This window comes from Micromonospora sp. NPDC093244 (genome assembly GCF_040683695.1).
In the GTDB taxonomy this organism is placed as follows: domain Bacteria; phylum Actinomycetota; class Actinomycetes; order Mycobacteriales; family Micromonosporaceae; genus Micromonospora.
The window spans coordinates 1,977,256-1,999,540 of the sequence record NZ_JBFBEO010000001.1; the positions used below are offsets into that span (position 1 = coordinate 1,977,256).

At 70.8% G+C, this 22,285-nt stretch carries 24 protein-coding genes; 9 read left to right on the plus strand and 15 right to left on the minus strand.

Going from position 1 to position 22,285, the window contains the following annotated elements:
• The 6 genes from prcB to AB0N27_RS08915 all read right to left on the minus strand — a co-directional run bounded on the left by prcB (window position 1) and on the right by AB0N27_RS08915 (window position 5,923).
• The gene (gene prcB, locus AB0N27_RS08890; protein ID WP_357991453.1) at window positions 1-840 is read right to left on the minus strand and encodes a proteasome subunit beta; all 840 of its coding nucleotides are present in this window, start codon (window positions 838-840) and stop codon (window positions 1-3) included.
• A complete protein-coding gene (locus AB0N27_RS08895) occupies window positions 759-1,040 on the minus strand; it encodes an endonuclease VII domain-containing protein (RefSeq protein ID WP_364365352.1) in 282 nt (93 codons plus the stop codon). The genes prcB and AB0N27_RS08895 overlap by 82 nt, the downstream gene beginning before the upstream one ends.
• A gap of 107 nt (window positions 1,041-1,147) precedes the next feature.
• Window positions 1,148-1,363, minus strand: a complete 216-nt coding sequence (locus tag AB0N27_RS08900; RefSeq protein WP_088948111.1) for a ubiquitin-like protein Pup — start codon at window positions 1,361-1,363, stop codon at window positions 1,148-1,150.
• Window positions 1,364-1,453: 90 nt separating this feature from the next.
• Entirely contained in the window at window positions 1,454-2,716 is a 1,263-nt protein-coding gene (locus AB0N27_RS08905) for an acyltransferase (RefSeq protein ID WP_364365356.1), read from the minus strand.
• A gap of 77 nt (window positions 2,717-2,793) precedes the next feature.
• Window positions 2,794-4,311 carry a depupylase/deamidase Dop gene (gene dop / locus AB0N27_RS08910; protein WP_364365359.1) on the minus strand — a complete coding sequence of 506 codons (1,518 nt, stop codon included), beginning with the start codon at window positions 4,309-4,311 and terminating at the stop codon, window positions 2,794-2,796.
• Between the two features lie 37 nt (window positions 4,312-4,348).
• On the minus strand, window positions 4,349-5,923 hold the full coding sequence (locus AB0N27_RS08915) for a DUF2142 domain-containing protein (RefSeq protein ID WP_364365362.1): 1,575 nt from the start codon (window positions 5,921-5,923) through the stop codon (window positions 4,349-4,351).
• 153 nt (window positions 5,924-6,076) lie between these two features.
• On the opposite strand from AB0N27_RS08915, the gene AB0N27_RS08920 reads away from it, so the two are divergent.
• Window positions 6,077-6,478 carry a GtrA family protein gene (locus AB0N27_RS08920; protein ID WP_364365365.1) on the plus strand — a complete coding sequence of 134 codons (402 nt, stop codon included), beginning with the start codon at window positions 6,077-6,079 and terminating at the stop codon, window positions 6,476-6,478.
• 61 nt (window positions 6,479-6,539) lie between these two features.
• Here the strand turns inward: AB0N27_RS08920 and arc are convergent, their stop codons facing one another.
• A complete protein-coding gene (arc, locus tag AB0N27_RS08925) occupies window positions 6,540-8,324 on the minus strand; it encodes a proteasome ATPase (RefSeq protein ID WP_139584279.1) in 1,785 nt (594 codons plus the stop codon).
• Window positions 8,325-8,502: 178 nt separating this feature from the next.
• On the opposite strand from arc, the gene AB0N27_RS08930 reads away from it, so the two are divergent.
• Window positions 8,503-8,796, plus strand: coding sequence for a ferredoxin (locus AB0N27_RS08930; protein ID WP_139584278.1), 294 nt, complete (start codon window positions 8,503-8,505; stop codon window positions 8,794-8,796).
• Between the two features lie 49 nt (window positions 8,797-8,845).
• Here the strand turns inward: AB0N27_RS08930 and AB0N27_RS08935 are convergent, their stop codons facing one another.
• From AB0N27_RS08935 to AB0N27_RS08950, 4 genes are read right to left on the minus strand one after another with little or no spacing between them, the layout of a single operon-like run.
• A complete protein-coding gene (locus AB0N27_RS08935) occupies window positions 8,846-9,418 on the minus strand; it encodes a hypothetical protein (protein ID WP_364365369.1) in 573 nt (190 codons plus the stop codon).
• On the minus strand, window positions 9,415-9,558 hold the full coding sequence (locus AB0N27_RS08940; protein ID WP_364365372.1) for a hypothetical protein: 144 nt from the start codon (window positions 9,556-9,558) through the stop codon (window positions 9,415-9,417). The genes AB0N27_RS08935 and AB0N27_RS08940 overlap by 4 nt, the downstream gene beginning before the upstream one ends.
• On the minus strand, window positions 9,555-10,508 hold the full coding sequence (locus AB0N27_RS08945) for a tRNA (adenine-N1)-methyltransferase (protein ID WP_139584325.1): 954 nt from the start codon (window positions 10,506-10,508) through the stop codon (window positions 9,555-9,557). The genes AB0N27_RS08940 and AB0N27_RS08945 overlap by 4 nt, the downstream gene beginning before the upstream one ends.
• A 44-nt stretch (window positions 10,509-10,552) precedes the next feature.
• Window positions 10,553-11,707, minus strand: coding sequence for a site-2 protease family protein (locus tag AB0N27_RS08950; protein WP_364365375.1), 1,155 nt, complete (start codon window positions 11,705-11,707; stop codon window positions 10,553-10,555).
• A gap of 77 nt (window positions 11,708-11,784) precedes the next feature.
• Here AB0N27_RS08950 and AB0N27_RS08955 point away from each other — a divergent pair, with 77 nt between their 5' ends.
• The gene (locus AB0N27_RS08955) at window positions 11,785-12,699 is read left to right on the plus strand and encodes a PD-(D/E)XK nuclease family protein (RefSeq protein WP_364365378.1); all 915 of its coding nucleotides are present in this window, start codon (window positions 11,785-11,787) and stop codon (window positions 12,697-12,699) included.
• 20 nt (window positions 12,700-12,719) lie between these two features.
• Here AB0N27_RS08955 and AB0N27_RS08960 read toward each other — a convergent pair whose 3' ends face one another.
• On the minus strand, window positions 12,720-13,607 hold the full coding sequence (locus AB0N27_RS08960) for an alpha/beta hydrolase (RefSeq protein ID WP_364365381.1): 888 nt from the start codon (window positions 13,605-13,607) through the stop codon (window positions 12,720-12,722).
• Between the two features lie 80 nt (window positions 13,608-13,687).
• On the opposite strand from AB0N27_RS08960, the gene AB0N27_RS08965 reads away from it, so the two are divergent.
• The 4 genes from AB0N27_RS08965 to AB0N27_RS08980 all read left to right on the plus strand — a co-directional run bounded on the left by AB0N27_RS08965 (window position 13,688) and on the right by AB0N27_RS08980 (window position 18,506).
• On the plus strand, window positions 13,688-14,167 hold the full coding sequence (locus AB0N27_RS08965) for a MarR family winged helix-turn-helix transcriptional regulator (RefSeq protein ID WP_364365384.1): 480 nt from the start codon (window positions 13,688-13,690) through the stop codon (window positions 14,165-14,167).
• Window positions 14,164-14,850 carry a response regulator transcription factor gene (locus AB0N27_RS08970; protein WP_364365387.1) on the plus strand — a complete coding sequence of 229 codons (687 nt, stop codon included), beginning with the start codon at window positions 14,164-14,166 and terminating at the stop codon, window positions 14,848-14,850. The genes AB0N27_RS08965 and AB0N27_RS08970 overlap by 4 nt, the downstream gene beginning before the upstream one ends.
• Window positions 14,851-15,183: 333 nt before the next feature.
• Window positions 15,184-15,951, plus strand: coding sequence for an ABC transporter ATP-binding protein (locus tag AB0N27_RS08975; RefSeq protein ID WP_364365389.1), 768 nt, complete (start codon window positions 15,184-15,186; stop codon window positions 15,949-15,951).
• Window positions 15,951-18,506: an FtsX-like permease family protein gene (locus tag AB0N27_RS08980; protein ID WP_364365392.1), complete on the plus strand. Its 2,556-nt coding sequence runs from the start codon at window positions 15,951-15,953 to the stop codon at window positions 18,504-18,506. The genes AB0N27_RS08975 and AB0N27_RS08980 overlap by 1 nt, the downstream gene beginning before the upstream one ends.
• A 46-nt stretch (window positions 18,507-18,552) precedes the next feature.
• Here the strand turns inward: AB0N27_RS08980 and AB0N27_RS08985 are convergent, their stop codons facing one another.
• The 3 genes from AB0N27_RS08985 to AB0N27_RS08995 all read right to left on the minus strand — a co-directional run bounded on the left by AB0N27_RS08985 (window position 18,553) and on the right by AB0N27_RS08995 (window position 20,464).
• Window positions 18,553-19,203 (minus strand): HAD family phosphatase, encoded by a 651-nt coding sequence (locus AB0N27_RS08985; RefSeq protein WP_364366166.1) that lies wholly within the window; start codon window positions 19,201-19,203, stop codon window positions 18,553-18,555.
• Between the two features lie 122 nt (window positions 19,204-19,325).
• Window positions 19,326-20,063, minus strand: a complete 738-nt coding sequence (locus tag AB0N27_RS08990) for a neutral zinc metallopeptidase (protein WP_364365394.1) — start codon at window positions 20,061-20,063, stop codon at window positions 19,326-19,328.
• A 197-nt stretch (window positions 20,064-20,260) separates the two neighbouring features.
• The gene (locus tag AB0N27_RS08995; protein WP_364365396.1) at window positions 20,261-20,464 is read right to left on the minus strand and encodes a hypothetical protein; all 204 of its coding nucleotides are present in this window, start codon (window positions 20,462-20,464) and stop codon (window positions 20,261-20,263) included.
• A 137-nt stretch (window positions 20,465-20,601) separates the two neighbouring features.
• Here AB0N27_RS08995 and AB0N27_RS09000 point away from each other — a divergent pair, with 137 nt between their 5' ends.
• The gene (locus tag AB0N27_RS09000) at window positions 20,602-21,003 is read left to right on the plus strand and encodes a YciI family protein (protein WP_364365399.1); all 402 of its coding nucleotides are present in this window, start codon (window positions 20,602-20,604) and stop codon (window positions 21,001-21,003) included.
• 3 nt (window positions 21,004-21,006) lie between these two features.
• Complete coding sequence (locus tag AB0N27_RS09005) at window positions 21,007-22,263, plus strand: DUF6596 domain-containing protein (protein ID WP_364365402.1); 1,257 nt, start codon at window positions 21,007-21,009, stop codon at window positions 22,261-22,263.
• Window positions 22,264-22,285 lie beyond the last annotated feature (22 nt).

Below are 22,285 nucleotides of genomic sequence, written 5' to 3' on the forward strand. Positions count from 1 at the left end.
TCAACCGCCCGGATTCTCCATCCGGCCGGCGACCACGCCCTCGGCGATCGCGGCCGTCTCGGTGTCGGTCAGCCGGCGGGTGCCCTCGGCGGTCGCGGTCATCACCACCGGATAGATCCGTCGGGTCAGATCCGGTCCGCCGGTGGCGGTGTCGTCGTCGGCGGCGTCGTAGAGCGCCTCGACCGCGAGCCGGGTCGCGTCCTCGACGGACAGACCAGCCCGGAAACGCTTCTTCAGCGCCGACTTGGCGAAGAGCGAGCCGGAGCCGATGGCGTCGTACCCGGTCTCCTCGTAGGGGCCGCCTGTCACGTCGAAGCTGAAGATCCGGCCCGCCGTCGCCGCGTCACCCGCGGCCAAATCGAAGCCGGCGAACAGCGGCACCACGGCCAGCCCCTGCATGGCGGCACCCAGATTGCCGCGGATCATCGAGGCCAACCGGTTGGCCTTGCCGTCGAGCGAGAGCATCGCGCCCTCGATCTTCTCGTAGTGCTCCAACTCCACCTGGAACAGTCGCATCAACTCGATGCCGATGCCCGCCGTGCCCGCGATGCCGACAAGCGAGTACGCGTCGGCCGGGTGCACCTTCTCGATGTCCCGCTGGGCGATCAGGTTGCCCATGGTGGCCCGTCGGTCGCCGGCCATCACCACGCCGCCGGCGGCCGAGATGGCCACGATGGTGGTCGCGTGCGGCGCCAGGTCGGCGGCCATGCCCGGGGGCAGGGGTCGCCGCCCGGGCAGCATCTCGGGGGCCACCCGGCTCAGAAACGTGGTGAAGGACGACGTCCCCGCGTTGGTGAACACATCTGGTAGACGCCCGGATGGATCAAAGCCCGCTGCCACGTGGTTCCTCTCAGGTACGTGATCGCCCTGGCCAGCCTCATGGGACTGTCACGGAACTGGCCAAGACCACCGTTGCAGTTGAAGCAGAGTATCCCGCGCACCCATCCGGTGCGATGATCGTGGTCCAGATGTTGCGGGTCGGCCTCGCCACAGATGGCGCAGAGCCCGCCCTGTTCGGCCGGGAGCTCGGCGAACTCCATCTCTCACCCACGGCGTACCGCCGCCGGGCGGTCTCCTCCCCTCGGCACTGCGACAGGGCTTGCGGAAGCCCACCTCCGACCCCGGGCCGGAGAATCGAACATATGCCCTATTCCCCGCCCTTCTGGACGTAACCCCTCACGAACTCTTCCGCGTTCTCCTCGAGGACGGAGTCGATCTCGTCAAGCAGGTCGTCGACGTCCTCGGTGATCTCGGCGTGCCGCTCGGCCACCTCGGGGTTGGCCTCGGTGGTGACGTCCTCGATCTCCTCGCCCTGACGGGACTTGCCGGACTGCGACTGGCCGCCGCTGTCATGAGTGGCCATGGCTGTCTCCTCCACGATCGTCTGGCATGAAATCTACCCCGCTCGGGCGACAGAAAGCCCTCACGTCAGGAGTGTTCGCGTCTGTTGCGTTCAGCCTCGGGGAGCCGACGCGTCCGCCGGAACCGGCGTCGGGCCGGGCTCTGGCGTGCGCTCCGGCTCGCGCGACGGTCGCACCGACGCGTCCTCGGGCGGCGCCTGACGGCGGATGCGCGGAGTCCAGTCCTTGAACCGCAGGGCCTGCTTCTCCACCAGATGCCAGGACAGGAAGGCCAGGACCACGGTGCAGATCATGACCACCGCGAAGTACCCGACGAAGCCCCAGGCCGCCGCACCCAGCCAGGCCAGCATCTGTTGCACGACGAAGGAGTAGATGTAGATGCCGTACGAGTAGTCGTTCTTCTGGCCCACCACGTGCAGCAGACGAGGCAGCCGGACGGCGAGGTAGAGGATCGCGTACTCGTAGGCGAGCAGGGCCGGGCCGAACAGGTGACCCTCGAGCGTCTGCCAGCCGGTCACCACGATGGCGAGCACGCCGAGGACGTCGCTGATGGGCAGCTTGTCGCTGTACAGGTCCGCCACGGCGCCCACGAGGAACATGAAGCCGAAGCGCAGGAACCAGATCTTGCTGAGCGCGCCGAGCAGCGGCAGCGGGCCGAGCGAGCCGCTGGTGAAGTACGTCGACCCGCCGAAGCGCAGAGCCTCGTACTGGTTCCACAGCAGCAGACCGAAGACGAGGACGGCGGCGGCGAGCACCAGCCACCGGGCGCGACGCAGCACCGCCACCACGGCCAGCGACGCCACGATCAGATAGCAGAAGATCTCGTAGCTGAGCGTCCAGAGTGAGCCGTCCAGGACGCTCCGACGCACCAGCTCGCCGTACGGCGTGTCCCGGAAGACGTCCATGATCCCCTGCTGGCGGTAGCCACCCCACCAGTTGGCCTGGAGGAAGTTGACCACACCGGCCGGGTGCCGCCACAGGCCGTCCACGTTGCCCCGCTCGGCGTACCAGACGATCGGGGCCACCACGAAGCCGATGAACAGCAGACACACCCACAGACCCGGCCAGATCCGCAGGGCGCGGTGCCACAGGTAGCGGGGCAGGCTGGCACGCCTGGCGCTGCGGGTGATGAGGAACCCGGAGATGCCGAAGAAACCGGCGACTCCCAGACCCGCCACGTCGACCACCTCGGTCAGTGGTCGGGCGTACCCGATCACCGCGGTGTGCGCGAGGACGACCGCTACGGCGAAGCAGAGCCGCAGGAAGCCGAAACTGTTGGCGCGCCCGGCATACGCGTTCGACAGCGGAACAGCCGTCAGCGCACGCCGGCCAACCTGCCGGGCAGAGGGGAGCATCGCATCACCGTGTGGGTCGAAGATTCGGGGGACGGCCTAGCATGCCACAGCGTGATCCCCTGCGGAGGTACCGGTTCTCAGCCGCCGGTAAGCGTTTCCAGAAGGTCCTTCGCGCTGGCGCAGCGGTCGAACAGAGCACCCACGTGCGCGCGGGTGCCCCGCTCCGGTTCCATCATCGGCACCCGTACCAACGATTCCCGGCCCACGTCGAAGATCACCGAATCCCAGCTCGCGGCGACGACCTCGGAGGCGTACTGGGCCAGGCAGCGGCCCCGGAAATAGGCCCTGGTGTCCTCCGGCGGCTCGGTCATGGCGCGGCGCGTCTCGTCGTCGGTGAGCAGCGTCTTCATCGCCCCCCGGGTGACCAGCCGGTGGTAGAGGCCCTTCTCCGGGCGGACGTCGGAGTACTGCAGGTCGACCAGTTGGAGCTTGTGCGAGCCCCAGCCGAGCTTCTCCCGCTCCCGGTAGCCCTCCAGCAGCCGCAGCTTGGCCACCCAGTCCAGCTCGTCGGCGCAGAGCATCGGGTCGCGCCCGAGCCGGTCGAGCACGCTCTCCCAGCGGTCGAGCACGTCGACAGTCTGCTCGTCGGCGTCGGTGCCGTACCTGTCGTCGACAAAGGACCGGACCCGCTCCAGGTACGCCCACTGCAGGTCGAGTGCGGTGAGCCGCCGACCGTCACGCATGCGCATCAGATGCGACAGGCTGGGGTCGTGGCTGACCGCCCGCAGCTCGCTGACCGGGTCGGCGATACCGAGGTCGGCGCCGAGCGCCTTCTCCTCGATCATGGTGAGGATCAGCGCGGTGGTGCCCACCTTGAGGTAGGTGGAGATTTCGGAGAGGTTGGCGTCGCCGATGATGACGTGCAGCCGGCGGTACTTGTCGGCGTCGGCGTGCGGCTCGTCGCGGGTGTTGATGATCGGCCGCTTCAGGGTGGTCTCCAGGCCCACCTCGACCTCGAAGAAGTCGGCGCGCTGGGAGATCTGGAAGCCGCTCTGCCCGCCGTCCTGCCCGATGCCGACCCGGCCGGCGCCGCAGACGATCTGCCGGGTGACGAAGAACGGAGTCAGGTACGCCACGATGTCGGCGAACGGGGTCTGCCGGCGCATCAGGTAGTTCTCGTGGGCGCCGTAGCTGGCGCCCTTGTTGTCGGTGTTGTTCTTGTACAGATGGATCGGCTGGGTGCCCGGGATGGTGGCCGCCCGGCGGGACGCCTCGGCCATCACCCGCTCGCCGGCCTTGTCCCAGCGCACCACGTCGAGCGGAGTGGTGACCTCGGGGGTGGAGTATTCGGGGTGGGCGTGGTCCACGTAGAGGCGTGCGCCGTTGGTGAGTATCACGTTGGCCAGGCCGAGGTCCTCGTCGGCGAGCGCCTCCGCCGGGTCGTAGGCCGCCCCGGAGTAGGTGAAGCCGCGGGCGTCGCGCAGCGGCGACTCCTCCTCGTAGTCCCAGCGTGCCCGCCCGCCCCTGTTGAGTTCGGGGCGCGCCCCGTAGGCGTTGACCACCTGCGACGAGGTGACCATCGGGTTGGCTCCGGCCTGACCGGGCACCGAGATGCCGTACTCGACCTCGGTGCCCATGATCCGTCTTACGCTCATCGACCTACCCGCTTCGCTCGCCCGACCCGGTCCCCCGTCAGGTCGAGCGTAGTCCGCCCTGGGCGCCTGCACTCTGCAGGTGAGAGCCGGCGGGCCGGAACAGTTCGATGGATTCGGTGGCGGGACGCCCGTCGGGCGAGGTCGGTTCGTCGGTGTCGGAGGTGCGGGTGGTCCAGACGAGCCATCCGAACAGCACCAGACCGATCGTGGCGCTCAGCAGCGGAAGCACCGAGCCGACCACCGGGTGCCAGTCGCCGGCGAGCGGGTTGAGGCTGCTCAACCCGACGTTGGCGGGTAGGCCGTTCTGCCAGCGGACCATCGTGTAGGCCAGGCAGAACAGGTGGATCGGCAGCAGGACCAGCACAGCGAGGCGGGTGAACGAGCGGGCCCGGGCCACCTCGAAGCCGCGCCGCTCGGCGGCCCACGCGGCGTAGAGCAGGACGCCTACCAGCATGGGCAGCATGTAGCGGCCCTGCGTGACGAAGCCGCTCTCGTTGACCAGGGCGATCTGCATGAGGGAGGGAACCGCCACGCCACCGCCGAGCAGCACGAGCAGGCGCCACCGGTCGAGGGTGCTGCCCCAGACGACGCCGATCAGCAGCAGCGCCCCCGCGACGAGCTGCCAGATGACGTACGGCGGCGCCGGCATGCGGGTGTCCAGCCAGGAGGTGACCCCGACGATCTGGTCGAGGTACCCCCGCCACCGGTCGGCCTCGATCAGCGCCGCCTGCCCGTAGGTGAGCGACTTGGCGGAGTAGTTGCCCAGGTCCGAGGTCTGCTGGCGGACCGTCCAGGCGAGCACTGCCAGGGTGGACACGACGATGCCGCCCGCCCAGAGCTGTGCGGCCCGGTCACGCAGCAGGCCCACGAGGTTGCTGCGGCGCAGCGGGAAGGCGAGCGCCACGAAGGCGGTCGCGAGCCACAGCGGGCCGGTCTGGCGCAGCACCGCCAGCAGCAACCCGCTGATCCCGACCAGCAGGATCAGGTGCCGCCGGGGGCCGGGTGGGCCGATCATCAGGGGGATCACCGCGCTGAAGAAGGCGATGCCGGCCGCGATCTCCAGACCGTTGGGGTTGACCGCGCTGGCCATGTGCACGGCCATCGGGGTGGTGACCACGACCAGGGCGCCCATCATCAGGCCCCGCCGGGAGCGGTTGCGGATCACCACGAACGCGCTGGCGAGCAGCGCGGCGCAGCACAGCGCGCTGATCATGCGGGCGAGCAGGACGCCGGACCAGCCCGGCCACAGCACCGTCGGCGCGCCGACCAGGGCGTAGTAGGCGGGGAAGTAGCGGCCGGCGCCGGTGCCGGCCCGGGTCGGTGTCCGGTCACTGCCCGGCGGCTGGGCACACGCGGCCGACACATCCTTCTTGAACTGCCAGCACTGTTCCCGGACGAGACCACCGGGAACGGTCTGGAAGGCGCCGGTGCCCTTCTTCGCGGCGGCCGGCGGGGGTGCGATCTGTCCCGCGGCGACGCCTGCCGCCCGGACGATGTGTTCGCGCTCGTCCGGCGTGCCGTCGTACGGGGCGGCCATCGACCAGGCGAAGATGAGCAGGAAGAAGGCGACAAAGGCCAGGGCCCAGTGTCGTCGGGCGCCGCTCGTGGTCACTGCCGGGCTCTCGCCGGTGGCCGTTGGCGTCACTCTTCCGGGATCAGGCACGTCAACCTCGCGGCTCGCGCGGGCAGGCCCCGCTGGGTGGATGGACAGACGATAGACTCCCTCGTCGTCCTCACCGCTCCGGGTCCCCCCTTGGAGAACTCTTTGCTGTCACCTGTTGCCGATTCCGTCCGCCACCTGTCCCGACACAGTGCGGTGCGGTTCCTGGTCGTCGGGGGTCTGAGCGTCGCCGTTGACACCGGTTCACTCTTCATTTACCACGGCGTTCTACGGATCGTGCTGCCGATCGCGGCCGGCCTGTCGTTCCTGACGTCCTTCTGGGTCAACTTCGGGCTGAACCGGGCCTGGTCGTTCGGCTCGTCCGCGCAGATGGCGCCTCAGGTCGGGCGGTACTTCGCCCTGGTCCTGGCGAACCTGACCGCCAACGTGGTGCTGGTCTCCGGGCTGACCTGGACGGGCACGCCGTACCTGCTGGCCAAGCTGATCGTGACGGCGTCGTTGTCGGCGGTGAACTACTTCGTGTCCAAGCGCTGGATCTTCGCCTGACGACCTGCTGAACACAGCGGCGAGGGTGCCCACCGGACGGTGGACACCCTCGCCGCTGGTGTCAGAGGTACTGGCCGGTGTTGCTGGCGGTCTCGATGGACCGGCCGGCCTCGGTGCCCTTGCCGCCGGAGACGAGCGTACGGATGTAGACGATCCGTTCGCCCTTCTTGCCGGAGATCCGGGCCCAGTCGTCGGGGTTCGTGGTGTTGGGCAGATCCTCGTTCTCGCGGAACTCGTCGACGCAGGCGTCGAGCAGGTGCTGCAGGCGCAGTCCCTTGCGGCCCGAGGTGAGGAACTCCTTGATGGCCATCTTCTTGCTCCGGTCGACGATGTTCTGGATCATCGCGCCGGAGTTGAAGTCCTTGAAGTAGAGGACTTCCTTGTCCCCGTTGGCGTAGGTGACCTCGAGGAACCGGTTCTCCTCGGTCTCCGAGTACATCCGCAGCACCACGGCGTCGATCATGGCGGCGACGGTGGCCTGGGGGTCGGCTCCGTGTTCGGCCAGGTCGTCCGGGTGCAGCGGCAGCCCGGAGAGGATGTACTTGGAGAAGATGTCCTTGGCCGCCTCGGCGTCCGGTCGCTCGATCTTGATCTTCACATCGAGTCGGCCGGGTCGCAGGATCGCCGGGTCGATCATGTCTTCCCGGTTGGAGGCGCCGATGACGATGACGTTCTCCAGCCCCTCCACGCCGTCGATCTCACTGAGCAACTGCGGGACGATCGTGTTCTCCACGTCGGAGGAGACACCGGAGCCACGGGTCCGGAAGATCGAGTCCATCTCGTCGAAGAACACGATCACCGGGGTGCCCTCGCCGGCCTTCTCCCGAGCCCGCTGGAAGATCAACCGGATGTGCCGCTCGGTCTCACCGACGTACTTGTTGAGCAGCTCGGGGCCCTTGATGTTGAGGAAGAAGCTGGTGTGCTTCTCCTTGCCCTGTCGCTCGGCGATCTTCTTGGCCAGCGAGTTGGCCACCGCCTTGGCGATCAGCGTCTTACCGCAGCCGGGCGGGCCGTAGAGCAGGATGCCCTTGGGCGGACGGAGCTGGTGCTCACGGAACAGGTCCGCGTGCAGGAACGGTAGCTCCACCGCGTCGCGGATCTGCTCGATCTGCGACTGGAGGCCACCGATGTCGCCGTAGTCGACGTCGGGCACCTCCTCCAGGACCAGCTCCTCGACCTCGCTCTTCGGGATCCGCTCGTACGCGTACGCCGAACGGGGCTCGATCATGAGCGAGTCGCCGGCGCGGATCGTCGAGCCGATGAGCGTCTCGGCGAGGTGCACGATGCGCTCCTCGTCCGAGTGGGAGACCACGAGCGCCCGGTCACCCGGACCGCCACCCGGCCCCTCCAGGATCTCCTTGAGCATCACCACCTCACCGACCCGCTCGTAGCCGAACGCGTCGACGATGTTGAGCGCGTCGTTGAGCAGGACCTCCTGGCCGCGGCGCAGTTCGGCCACGTCCAGCGAGGGCGAGACGGCGACCCGCAGCTTGCGGCCGCCGGTGAAGACGTCCACGCTGCCGTCGTCGTGCTTTGCCAGGAAGACGCCGTAGCCACTTGGCGGTTGTGCGAGGCGGTCGATCTCCTCCTTGAGCGTCACGATCTGCGTGCGAGCCTCCTTGAGGGTGCTCACCAGCCGGTCGTTGTTTTCGGTCAGCCGCGCCAACTGTGCCTGGGTGGCCGCCAGCCGCTCTTCGAGCTGCCGGACGTGTCGGGGGCTTTCGGTCAACTTACGCCGCACCAGGGCGAGTTCCTCTTGAAGAAACGCGACCTGCGTGGAGAGATCGTGGGCTTCCTTCTCCCACCGTGCGGCGCGCGAGTCCGCGTCGTCGCTGCGTGCTGCCACGTCCCACCTCCCCGGGGGGCTTGAACGTTCTGCCCTAACACTAGCCGCTATGAGGCCGATTCGGTCCCACGCAACACCCTCGTCACCGAACCTTGATCGCCAAGGGTGGCCCGACGGGCGGGTACTGGCGTTCGGGTACCGTCGGAGGCTGGTACGGGAGAACATGGGGGGTGCACCGGTGGCCGAGGTCGCGACCGACCAGTTGCAGGTCTGGGTGGACCAGGATCTCTGCACGGGAGATGGGCTCTGTGTGCAGTACGCGCCGGAGGTGTTCGAGTTCGACATCGACGGTCTGGCGTACGTCAAGGGTGTCGACGGTGAGCTGCGGATGGCGCCGGGCAGCCGCGTCGACGTGCCCGAGCACCTGCGACTCGAAGTGATCGACTCCGCGAAGGAGTGCCCGGGCGACTGCATCCACGTGGTGCGCGGCGACGGCGTCGAGGTCGCCGGCCCGGACGCCGAGGAAGACTGAGCCCCACCGGCCGGGCCGCACGGCCCGGCCGGGTTCCAGGGGGTACGCCTCAGAGCATCGGGCGGCCGACCACCGAGGCGACAAGCCTGGCAAACTCCTCCAGGCGGGCGATCTGCCCGGCGCCACCGTCGTCGAGGGTCTTGCCGAAACGCAGCGCGTCGTGCCGCGGTGTGCCTGCCATCTCCTCACTCGGGGGCGCCTCGTCGAGCGAGGTGAGCAGCAGGTACACGTCGATGCTGTCGACCCGGATCTCGCCGCTGTCCGAGCGGTTGAGCCGACGCCGGCAGCCGACCTCGGTGACGGTGGAGACCGGCACCACCCGCAGCGACGAGGTCATCGACCCCGGCGGCCCCTCCCCCGGCGGCACGTCCTCGCCGTGCCAGAGGATCAGCCGGCTGCCGTCGCAGACCACGACCTCCTGCCACACGCCGTTGACCTCGTTGACGAAGCGCTCCAGGGTGAAGCCCAGCACGGACGCGCCCCGCAGCACCCCACCGAGCGCCTCCAGGGCGACGTCCGGGTCGCGCAGGTAGGCCCGCGCCGCCGACTCCAGGTCCTGGTAGGGCGACCAGTCGGGAAAGACCGCCGGCAGCTCACCGCCGCCGTAGCCCGGTCGGCTCATGCCGCCGCCTCCCCCCGCCCGGCGAGGCCGGCGCCCAGCTCGATCCGCCCGGCGACGCCGGCGCCCAGCTCGATCCGCCCGGCGACGCCGGCGCCCAGCTCGATCCGCCCGGCGACGCCGGCGCCCAGCTCGATGGTCACGGCCTGTCCATCTCCCCCGTCGCGTCGGGCTGCGCGCCTGCGGCCTGCGCGGCCGCCGCCTGCCGGGCCGCCTCCGCCTCGCGCAGGTCCTGCCGGCGCTGCGCGTACGCCTCGGTGCCCTTGCTGGGCTTGCGCCGCCGGGGCGGCGCGGTGACGCCGGGGGCGAGCTTGCGCGCCGAGACCAGGAACGCGGTGTGCGCGATCATCCGGTGGTCCGGGCGGACGGCGAGGCCCTCGGCGTGCCAGTCGCGTACCAGCGACTCCCACGCGCGCGGCTCGGTCCAGCCGCCGCGCTCCCGCAGCGCCTCGACCAGTTCGGAGAGCTGCGGCGTGGTGGCCACGTAGCCGATGAACACCCCGCCGGGCACCAGCGCCCGCTCGACCATGTCGAGGGTCTCCCAGGGGGTCAGCATGTCCAGGATGATCCGGTCGAAGCCGGTCTCCTGGCACTGCGCGACGTCACCGACGTGCAGGTGCCACGACGGGTGCGGCCCGTTGAAGAACGCCTCCACGTTGCGCTTGGCGATCTGCGCGAAGTCGTCGCGCAGCTCGAACGAGTGCAGCTCCCCCTCGGTGCCGACAGCCCGCAGCAGCGAGCAGCTGAGCGCGCCGGAGCCGGCGCCGGCCTCGAGGACCTTCGCGCCGGGGAAGATGTCGCCCATCGCGACGATCTGCGCCGAGTCCTTCGGGTAGATCACCTGCGCGCCGCGCGGCATGGAGAGCACGTAGTCCGACAGCAGCGGCCGCAACGCCAGGAACGCCGTGCCGCCGCCGGAGGTGGTCACCACGCTGCCGTCGGGCAGCCCGATCAGGGCGTCGTGCGCCAGGATGCCCCGGTGGGTGTGGAACTCCTTGCCGGGCTCCAGCGTCACCGTGTGCATCCGCCCCTTCGGGTCGGTCAGCTGCACCCGGTCGCCGGGCCGGAAGGGCCCACGGTGCACAGGTGTCAGCGCCGGGCTGGCGGCGTCGGCCGGGACGGTGGGGGACGTTGCGGTCACGGTGTCATCTTCCGGTTGGGTTCGAGGAGCTGTGCCAGGTCCCCGATGTGCAGAATGCCGACGACATCTTCGCCTGACGTCACCACGTACTGCGCGCCCGGGTGGGTCTGTACGGCGTCCATCACCCGCTCCCCGTCGAGCCCGGCCGGCAACGTGGGCAGGACGCCAAGCGAGCGGGCCACGGCGTCGACCGCCAGCCAGGGGCGACGGTCGACGGGCACCGCCTCGGCCGCGGCCGGGTCGACGAGCGCCACCGGCCGGCCGGTGGAGTCGGTGACCAGCAGCGCGGCGGCGGGCTGCCCGGCCTCGGCGCGGCGCCGTTGCGCCTCGGCCAGCGGGGTGCCGGTGGGCACCGGCCAGACCGGTCGGGCCAGCCGGGACAGGTCGATCAGCGGGAATCGGCGGCTGACCCGGGCGGCGCGGATGGCCTGCCCGGCGCCCCGCCACAGAGTGAGGGCGACAAGCAGCATCAGCGGCAGCGCCAGCGGGGCGAGGTAGTCGGCGAGGGTGAGCAGCAGGACCAGGGCGGCGGTGCCGACGGCGACCGCCCGGCCCGCCCAGCCCGCCACCTCGGTGCCCCGGTGCCGGTCGCGGGTCAGCCCCCAGACCAGGGCACGCAGTGCCCGGCCGCCGTCCAGCGGCAGCCCGGGCAGGATGTTGAACAACGCCACGATGACGTTGCTCACGGCGAGCTGGAGGGCGAGCTGGTGGCCCACGGTCCGCTCGGGCAGCGCGATGGTGGCGGCGACCGCGATGACGCCGAGCACCGCGGAGACCGCCGGCCCGGCCAACGAGACCAGCAGGTCGACCCGGGGCGACGGGGCGTCGCGGTCCATCTCGGTGTAGCCGCCGAGCAGTTCCAGCGTGATACCGCGCACACCGATGCCGTAGCGCCGGGCGGTGAGCGCGTGACCCAGCTCGTGCAGCAGCACCGAGCCGAGCAGCGACACCACGAAACCGAAGCCGATCAGATAGCCGGCGAGCTGGGACAGGTCGAGCTGGCGGCGGGCGAACTCGGCGTACAGCACGGCGATCAGCGCCGCGAGCAGGACCATCGAGCCGTTGAGGTGCAGTGGCACTCCGAACACCCGGCCCACGTTCAGGCCGGGGCGCCGGTCGGGTCGGCGCGGCGGCCGGGATGTCTGCTCCATCGCCACGATGCTACGGACCGGCCGCGCCAGGGGCGGGCGGCGGTGGGTGTCACACCGGTGCCCTAACCTTTGCCCACATGACGGCGGAACCGGTCACCACCACCCAGTCCCCCCTGCCGGCGCAGACGCCGCCGACGGTACGGGCGTCGCTGTCCCCGTCGCGGGCGGCGGATTTCAAGACCTGCCCCCTGCTCTACCGGTTCCGCAGCATCGACCGGCTGCCCGAGCGCACCACCATGGAGCAGGCCCGGGGCACGCTTGTGCACGCCGTCCTGGAGCGCCTGTTCGACCTGCCGGCCGCCGGTCGGACGCCGGCGGCGGCCGGTGACCTGGTGGCCCCCCAGTGGGACCGGCTGGTCACCGAGCAGCCGGAGCTGGCGGCGATCTTCGACGGCGCGGAGCCGGCCGGCCCGGTGGAGTTCCTGCGCTCGGCGGCCGGGCTGCTGGAGGGTTACTTCGCGGTGGAGGACCCGACCCGTCTGGAGCCGGCCGAACGGGAGAGCCTGATCTCGGCGGTGGTCGACGAGGAGCTGCTGATCCGGGGCTACCTCGACCGGCTCGACGTGGCGCCGGACGGCGCGCTGCGGGTTGTCGACTACAAGACCGGTGGCGCTCCGCGGGAGGCGTTCGAGGCGCGGGCGCTGTTCCAGTTGAAGTTCTACGCCCTGGTGCTGTGGCGCACCCGGGGCGTGGTGCCCCGGGTGCTGCGGCTGCTCTACCTGCGCGACGCCGAGGTGCTTGACTACACGCCGGACGCCGACGAGCTGGTCCGCTTCGAGCGCACCGTGGTGGCGCTGTGGCGGGCGATCGAGCAGGCCACCGTCCGGCAGGATTTCCGGCCCCGGCCGAGTCGGCTCTGCGACTGGTGCAGCCACCAGGCGCTGTGTCCGAGCTTCGGCGGCACCCCGCCGCCGTTCCCGGTTGCGGGGCCCGGTGCCGATCCCCTGCGCGACGCCCGGTCCCGTCCGGTGGCACCGGGCGCCGACGACTGAGGTTCGAGGGCGCGGGTCGGTTATCCGGCGTCCACGCTCGCGGTGAAGGTGAGAAGGGCCTTGGCCAGTTCCTCCGGGGCCTCCATTGCGGCGTAGTGGCCCACGCCGTCCAGTGTCACCGACCTGACGTCCGTCGACGTCGCCTGAGACATGGTGGCGGCGGTGAAGGCACCGCCGCCCGCGCCGATCGCCAACACGGGCACGTTCAGACCGCGGGTCTGTGCGAGGGTCGTAATCTCAGGGCCCTCCCGCAGCATCGACTGGTAGAGGCCTATCGCACCGCGCCAGCCCTCCGGGCGTGCGTAGGTGCGCGCGAACTCGTCGATGTCGACGTCGGTGATCGCTCCGGGGATCGCGGTCATCGCCGGGAAGGCGTACTGGCCGAGGAACTCACGTTCACGGCCGGCGAGCAGCAGCTCGGGGATGCCGGGCGCGGCGAGGACGCCGATGTGCCAGGCGCCGCCGTGGGTGATGTCGGCCAGCATCTCGAGGCCGAATCCGGGCAGGCCCATCTCGATGGCGGTGAAGCTGAGCACGTCCTCCGGGCAAATGGTGGCCAGGCGGAAGACGGTCGCCCCGCTGATGTCCTGCCCGGTGAGGTGGACGGGGCCGACGTGGAGGTGCGCGATCAGCTGGTGCAGATCCTCTGCCGAGGTCGTGCTGTCGTACTCGCCCGGCCGGTTGTCCGAGTCACCGAAGCCGCGCAGATCGACGGCGAAGACGCGGTGGTTGACCGCTAGCAGCGGGATGAGCTTCCGGAAGGTCCACCAGGTCTCGGGGAAGCCGTGAACCAGCAGGATCGGGGATCCGCTGGTTCCCGCGGCCACGTAGTGCAGGGTGGTTCCGTTGACCTCGACGGTGTGGTGGGTGATCCCCGGCACCGTGGCGCCAGCTGGTGTGACGGTCATGCCACTCCTCAATTAGACAGCCTAGGTGACCAATAGTAGACAGCCAAGCTGTCTTTCTGCCACTGTCGTAGCCTTCTTGCATGCCTGGCTCTGGTGCGGAACTCGCGCGACTGCTTCTCGGGGGCTTCCGCACGCTCACGGACGCCGTCATCGTCGAGTTGGCCCGACGCGGCTACGAGGACGTCCGCCCCGTTCACGAGTTCGCCATGCGGGCCATCACCGCCGGTGCCGACAGCGCCTCGGAACTGGGCCGCCACTTGTCGATCTCCAAGCAGTCCGCCGCAAAGACCATCGCGGTGCTGCAGGAACGCGGATATGTGACCCGCGACAAGGACCCTCACGACGCCCGCCGCAAGCGGCTTCAGGTCACCGCACTGGGCTTCACGGTGCTGCGGCAAGGAGAAGCGATCTTCGACGAGCTACGCGATCAGTGGGAGCAGCAGATCGGCACCGCCGAGCTTGAGGTATTCGAACGGCACCTGACCGCGCTGGTGGGAACCCGGCCCACGCGCTTCGACACACTGGGCCAGCTCACCCGTGACCTCGGCGAGACGGGATGACCGAGCGGGTGGCTCCGGCGCGGCCGGTGCGGATCCTGATCGCCGACGACCAGCCGTTGCTGCGCACCGGCTTTCGGATGGTGCTCGGCACCGAGGGTGATCTGGACGTGGTGGCGGAGGCCGGCGACGGCGTGGAGGCGGTTGAGCTGTCCCGCCGGCTGCTGCCCGACGTCGTGCTGATGGACATCCGGATGCCCCGGATGGACGGGGTGGCCGCGACCAGGGCGATCGTCGACGCCCGGCTGCCCGTGCGGGTGCTGGTGCTGACCACGTTCGACCTGGACGAGTACGTGGTGGGCGCGTTGCGGGCCGGGGCCAGCGGGTTCCTGGCCAAGGACGTGCCGGCCGAGGAGCTGATCGCGGCGATCCGCACGGTCGCGGGCGGGGACGCGGTGGTGACGCCGCGGATCCTGCGGCGTCTGCTGGACCGTTTCGCCGAGCTGCTGCCCGATCCGGCGCGGACGCCGTCGGCGGCGCTCGACGCGCTCACCGACCGGGAACGCGAGGTGCTGGTGCAGGTGGCGCGGGGGCTGTCCAACGCCGAGATCGCCGCGGTGCTGTCGGTGAGTGAGACCACCATCAAGACCCACGTGGGGCACCTGTTGACCAAGCTGCGGCTGCGCGACCGGGTGCAGGCCGTGGTGCTGGCGTACGAGTCGGGGCTGGTCCGCCCTCGGGCGTAGCCGCGACGGGACGGAATACCCCACCCGGCGTACCCGAAGATCCCTCCCTGGGGTGACGGCCACCGTTGCCGCCGTCACCTACCGTGACCGGAGACGGTCCGGCGCGGTTGACCCTCCTGTGACGTGAGGCGGAAGGGTCGGCGCCGAGCCCGTTCGGCAGTCGGGTCAGGGGCAACCCTGATCCGGCATGGGGGTGCACCCGCAGCGGGAAATCCGCGCCGCGTCCCCCCAGGGACGGACGGGACGGGCGTGGGCGGCACCGATGATTGAACAGTCACGCCGGACCATCGGGGGGCGGCGTGCATTTTCGGACAGACGGAAGAGGTAGATGACGTGACCGCGACGGTAGGCCAGCAGGCGCAGGCCGCGGCCCGGGCGAACGACGTGTGGAAGGTGTACGGCAGCGGCGAGGCTCAGGTCGTCGCGCTGCGGGGGGTCAGCGCCGAGTTCGAACGTGGCCGTTTCACCGCGATCATGGGCCCGTCGGGTTCCGGCAAGTCGACGCTGATGCACTGCCTGGCCGGCCTGGATTCGGTCACCAGGGGCACTGTGCAGATCGGCGAGACGACTGTCACCGGGCTTGGCGACTCCGGGTTGACCAAGCTGCGCCGCGACAAGGTCGGGTTCATCTTCCAGCAGTTCAACCTGCTGCCGACGCTCACCGCCAAGGAGAACATCCTCCTGCCGCTGTCGATCGCCGGGCGTAAGCCGGATCCGGCCTGGTACGACACGGTGATCACCACGGTGGGTCTGCGGGACCGGCTCGACCACCGGCCGGCCCAACTCTCGGGTGGGCAGCAGCAGCGGGTGGCGTGCGCGCGGGCGCTGGTCTCCCGCCCCGAGGTGATCTTCGCGGACGAGCCGACCGGCAACCTGGACTCGCGCTCGGGCGCCGAGGTGCTCAACTTCCTGCGCGACTCGGTCCGCGAGCACGGCCAGACCATCGTCATGGTCACCCACGACCCGACCGCCGCCGCGTACGCCGACCGGGTGGTCTTCCTCGCCGACGGGGAGATCGTCTCGGAGCTGATCGAGCCGACCGCCGAGACGGTGCTGGACACCATGAAGAAGCTGGACGCTCCCGCCGAGGTGGGCAACTGATGTTCCGCGCGACACTGAAGAGTCTGCTGGCGCGCAAGGTCCGGCTGATCCTGTCCGGGCTGGCGGTGGTGCTCGGGGTCATGTTCGTCTCCGGCGCGTTCGTGCTCACCGACACGCTTGGCCGTTCCTTCGACTCGGTCTTCGCCGACGGGTTCTCCGAGATCGACGTGAACGTCGCGGCGAAGCCGAAGGTCCAGGTCAACGAGATGGAGGGCGAGCAGACCGCCGCCCCGTTGCCGGCGGCCGTGGTGGACCGGGTCAAGCAGGTGCCGGGAGTGGCGTCGGCGACGGGCGTCGTGAACGCGGACGGCGCGCGGGTCATCGGCAGCAACGGCAAGGTCGTCACGTCGTTCGGCCCGCCGCAGTTGGGCGAGAACTGGACAGGCGAGAGTGACCTGCTGCAACTGCGCGAGGGGCGCGCGCCGCAGGCCGAGGACGAGATCGTCATCAACAAGGCGTTGGCCACCACGGCGAAGGTGCAGGTGGGCCAGAAGGTCGGCGTGCTCACCGCGTTCGAGTCGAAGAAGCGGGACTTCACACTTGTCGGCATCGCCGGCTACAGCGGTGACCGGGACTCGATCGGGGGCGTCAACGAGGTCTTCTTCACCACGCCCGTGGCGCAGCGGCTGATGCTCGGCGACCCGGACACGTTCAGCAGCATCACGGTGCGGGCCGCCGGCGGTGTCTCCGACGAGGCGTTGCGCGACGACGTGTCCCGCACCCTGGGCGCGGACTTCGAGGTGAAGACGGGCGAGCAGGTGGCCGCGGACGCCGCGGCCAGCCTGAAGGAGGGCCTGTCCTTCTTCAACAAGATCCTGCTCGGCTTCGCCGCGGTGGCGCTGCTGGTGGGCACGTTCCTGATCCTCAACACCTTCTCGATCATCGTGGCGCAGCGCACCCGGGAGCTGGCGCTGATGCGCGCCATCGGGGCCAGCGGCCGGCAGATCATCGGGTCGGTGGTGCTGGAGGCCATCGCGGTCGGCCTGATCGCGTCGGTGCTCGGCCTGGCCGCCGGTATCGGGGTGGGCGCGCTGCTGGCGTTCCTGTTCGGCAAGCTGGCCGGTGGGCTCACCCTCGCCGGGATCGGGGTGCCGGCGGCGGCCGTCATCGGCTCGTTCGCCGTCGGTCTGGTGATCACGGTGGTGGCGGCGCTGCTGCCGGCGCTTCGCGCGTCCCGGATCCCGCCGATCGCGGCGATGCAGGACGTGGCCACCCCGGACCGCCCGTTGACGAAGGTCACGGTCGCCGGTTCGCTTGTCACGGGTGTCGGCGCGGTGCTGCTGTTCCTCGGGCTCAGCGGCAACGCGGGCGGTCAGACGCTGTCCACCATCCTGGGCGGGGTGCTGTTCGCCTTCATCGGGGTGGCGCTGCTGACCCCGCTGATCAGCCGGCCCGTGGTGAGCCTGCTCGGCGCGATCTTCTCCTGGTCGGTGCCGGGCAAGCTGGGCCGGCTCAACTCCGGGCGCAACCCGCGCCGTACGGCGATCACCGCCGCCGCGCTGATGGTCGGCATCGCGCTGGTCACCGGCGTCACGGTGATCCTGGACTCGGCCAAGGGCAGCATCAGCTCGCTCGCCCAGGACACCATCAAGGCCGAACTGGTGATCGCCGGGCAGCAGGGCGGGCCGCGTCCGCCGAGCTTCGACCCCGGTGTGCTGGACCGGGCCAAGGCACTGCCCGGCGTGCGGATGGTCGACGGCGAGTACGGCGACATGGCGAGGATCGACGGCGAGAGCACCTGGGTGGCGGCGAGCAGCGACGTGGCGTCGTTGCGGCAGATCTTCGGCGCGAAGGCCACAGCCGGTGACATCGACCGGCTCTCCCCGACGCAGATGCTTGCCAGTTCGGACACCGCCGAGTCCCGTGGCTGGTCGGTGGGCTCGACGGTGAAGGTGCAGCTGACCCGGGGCGAGGAGCGCACGTACACGATCAGCGGCATCTACGAGTCGTCGCAGCTGACCAACCCGGTCACGTTGCCGGTGACGGCGGCGAAGGACTTCGCCATCCCGCAGCCCATCCAGGGCTTCATCCAGCTGGCCCCCGGCGCCCGGGTGGCGGACGTGCAGCCGCAGGTGGAGACGCTGCTCGCGGACAGCCCTGAGGTGTCGGTGGCCGACCGGGACGCGTTCATCAAGCAGCAGACGAGCGCCCTCGACGGGTTGCTCACGATGATCCAGATCCTGCTCGCGCTGGCCATCGTGATCGCCGTGCTCGGCATCATCAACACCCTGGCGCTGTCGGTGCTGGAACGGACCCGCGAGCTGGGTCTGCTGCGGGCGATCGGCCTGCGCCGTGGCCAGACCATGGGCATGATCACCGTGGAGGCGGTGGTGATCTCGGTGTTCGGCGCGCTGCTCGGCGTGGCGGTCGGCACCGGTCTCGGTGCCGCAGTGGTCGAGGCGCTCAAGGACGAGGGCATCACCGACCTGGTCCTGCCCTGGGGGCAGATGGGTGTCTTCCTCGGCCTCGCGGCGATCATCGGCGTGGTGGCCGCGGTGCTCCCCGCCGTGCGGGCGGCCCGGATCAACGTCCTGGGCGCCATCGCCCACGACTGACGCCGCAGTCGGCAGGGGTCCCCGCGTCGCGGGGGCCCCTGTCGCGTCAGGCCACGGCCCGGTCGGTCAGCAGGGCCGCGAGAAACGCCACGTCCACGCCGGTCAGGCTCTCCACCTGGGGTACGCCGACAGTGCTCGCGAGTGCCACCTCCGCCGGTACGGCCAGCACCGCCGCGCCGGAGGCGAGCGCGCTGGTCACGCCTGTCGCCGAGTCCTCGATCGCCACGCACCGCTCGATCGGCACACCCAGCAGGCGGGCGGCGGTCAGGTACGGCTCCGGGTGCGGTTTGGCCGCGACCACCTCGTCGCCGGCGACGACCGCGTCGAAGTTGTCCCGGCCGAGGGTGTCCAGGGCGATCTCGACAAGCGCCCGGGGGCTGGAGGTCACCAGCGCGGTGGGGATCCCCGCCGCACGGACCGCCTCCAGCAGCGCGAACGCGCCGGGACGCCAGGGCAGCCCGGTGCGGAACAGGTCCAGGATCCGCTTGTTGATCCACGCGGCGCTGATCTCCGGATCCCGTTCGGGCTGCCCCAGGTCGTCGTGCAGGATGCGCATCGACTCGGCCATGGCGGTGCCGACGATCGACCGGCGGGCGTCCTCGGAGAGCTCGCCGCCGTACTCCTCGGCGAGTTCCTGCAACGCGACGTCCCACAGCTTCTCACTGTCGACGAGCGTGCCGTCCATGTCGAAGAGCACGGCGGCGGGGTGATGGCTGCTCAGCGGATCCTCCAGGGTCGTGGCCGACACCGGCGATCCTTCCAGCAGCACCGGCGGTAGGCGTCGGCAACGGCGGCCAGGGTGATCCGGGCAACGCCCGCTCAGCCCAGGTCGCACTCCGTGAGCGAGCGCTCGTAGCCACGGAAGAACATGTCGGTGCGCTGCTCGGCGGTGCCATGCGCGCCCTCGGCGAACCACGGCTGGTCCGGGTCGTCGCCGACCGCCGCCAGCCCCTCCCGGAACTCGTCCAGGTCGCCCTCGGCGAGGGTCAGTGCGCCCGAGCGTACCGAGTCGCCGAGGTACGCCCCGGCCATGCAGTCGGCCTGCAACTCCTGCTGGATGGTGAAGCTGTAGTTGATGCCGAGGCGCACCTGGATGCCGTGGGCGTACTCGTGCCCGAGCAGGTAGAACACGAAGGCGTCACCCACCTGCCGGAACGCCGCCACCGACCAGGCCACGTCGTACGCGATGAAGTCGCCCCGCGAGCAGTAGACGGCGTTGTTGCGCGGCAGCCCCTGCCCGCCGCAGGACACCTCGCCGGAGCGCTGGTACGGGATGATCTGGCGGATGGGTTCGAAGCGCTGCCCGGACTGCTTGAACTGGGCCGCCCAGTACCGCTCGGCGATGGCCTGCGCGTCGGCGACGTCCTGCTTGAACTCGGCGACGCTCGTGGTGCTGTCGGCCCGCGTGGCGCCTGACGAGGCGGCAGGCGGGTTCGCCCCCGGGCGTTCAGCCTCCGGCTCGGCCAGTCCTCCGCCCGCGCAGGCGAGCGAGACCAGCGCGGCGATCAGCAGGCCCGCCAGCGGACCCCGGGCGTCGCGTCCTGACCGTGCGGTCACTGTGCCTCCCCAGACATCTGTCCTCGTGCTGCGCAGTACCCCGACGGTACGACCGTCACGCCCGTCACCGGAGTTACGTACGGCGGCTGCCGCCTGGTTCACGCGCGGCCGGTTGACTGGCGCCGGCGCACTACGCCACCGCCTCAACTACCTGATCAACCACCGTCTGCGCCGCTCCTACGGCCAGTGACATCGGGTCAGCCGCTGGACTCCCGGCCGCGCTGCCACGTGCTCCCCTGCTCGCCGTGCCGCTCCGCCTCGTACCGCTGCTGCCGCGCGCGGGCGTCCCGCCCCGCCGCGCGGGCGTCGCCGAGCCCTGAGCGCCCGCGCCGCAGGACGGTCCCGAACGCCACACCCGCCGCCGCGACGACGACCCCGACCACCACCCAGACGGTCACCATGCCGGCAACCTATCCCCCACCCGCGACCCCGACCCGCGACGATCGGTGGGCGAGGTGTGTCCGGGACGGGGACCGCAGCTTCGACGTCTCCTGTGTGGCGGGCGCCGGACGGCGCTCGCGGACAGGAGGATGACCACATGAAGTACATGATTCTGCTCTACGGATCGCAGCAGGACTACGACGTGCTCTCGGGCCGGGCGACCGACCGGCCGGCGATGTCGGCCGAGCAGATCGCGGCCATGCACCAGCACATGGAGACCTTCCACCAGGCCCTCGCCGAGTCAGGAGAGCTTGTCGACGCCCAGGGGCTCAGCGAGCCGGTGCACGCCCGTCGGGTACGGGTGCGCGAGGGCGCGCCGGTGGTCACCGACGGCCCGTACCCGGAGACGCAGGAGGTCCTCGCCGGCTACACGATCGTGGAGTGCGCCAGCTTCGACCGGGCCACCGAGATCGCCGCCGGGCTTGTCGACCCGGACTCCCCCGGCGCGTACGTGGACGTGCGGCCGGTGCTGGACAGCGTCGAGGACCTGGGCGGCTGACAGGTGCCGCCGACGCCCGTCGAGGACCTGCTGCGCACGCTGGCGCCGCAGGTCCTCGGCGCGCTGGTCCGCCGCTACGGGCACTTCGACACCGCCGAGGACGCGGTGCAGGAGGCGCTGATCGCCGCCGCCGGCGGCTGGCCGCGCGACGGCGTACCGGACAGTCCCCGCGGCTGGCTGATCACCGTGGCGTCCCGCCGGTTGACCGATCTGCTGCGGCGTGAGCAGGCCCGCCGGCGTCGGGAGGACGCCGTGGCGCGGTGGGTGCTGCCCGAGCAGTGGCGCGCTCCGGCCGCCGACGGGCCACCTCCGGACGCCGACGACACGCTCATCCTGCTGTTCCTGTGCTGCCATCCGGCGCTGTCGCCGGCCTCGCAGATCGCGCTCACCCTGCGCGCGGTGGGCGGGCTGAGCACCGCCGAGGTGGCGCGGGCGTTCCTGGTGCCGGAGGCGACGATGACCCGGCGGATCAGTCGGGGCAAGCAGCGGATCCGCGACACCGGGCTACGGTTCGCGCCGCCCACCGACGCGGAGCGCGCCGACCGGCTGGCCGCCGTGCTGCACGTGTTGTACCTGGTCTTCACCGAGGGGTACGCGCGCACGGCCGGTCCCGGCCTGCTGCGCGCCGACCTGACCGCGGAGGCGATCCGGTTGACCCGCCTGGTGCACCGGCTGCTGCCCGACGATCCGGAGGTCACCGGGCTGCTCGCGTTGATGCTGCTCACCGACGCCCGCGCGCCGGCCCGGATCGGGCCCAACGGCGAGTTGGTGCCGATGGCCGAGCAGGACCGTGGCCGGTGGCGGGCCGACCAGATCGCCGAGGGGGTCGAGCTGATCAGCGGCGCGCTGCCGCGTGGGGTCGTCGGGCCGTACCAGCTCCAGGCGGCCATCGCGGCCGTGCACGACGAGGCGCCGAGCGCGGCGGCAACCGACTGGCCGCAGATCACCGCCCTGTACGAGGTGCTGCTGGGCATGTCCGACAACCCGGTGGTGGCGCTGAACCACGCGGTGGCGGTGGCGATGAGCCGGGGTGCGGCCGCCGGGTTGGCGCTGCTGGCCGACCTGGCCGACGATCCCCGACTCGCCGAGGACCCGCGACTGCCGGCCGCCCGCGCCCACCTGTGGGAGCTGGTGGGTGAGCGGGTCGCGGCGCGCGAGGCGTACCGGATGGCGGCGTCGCGGTCGACGAACCTGGCGCAGCAGCGCTACCTGAACGCCCGCGCGGACCGGCTGGCCGACGGCCCGCCGGCCGGCCGCTGAGCGGCAGTCAGCGGGCTGGCGG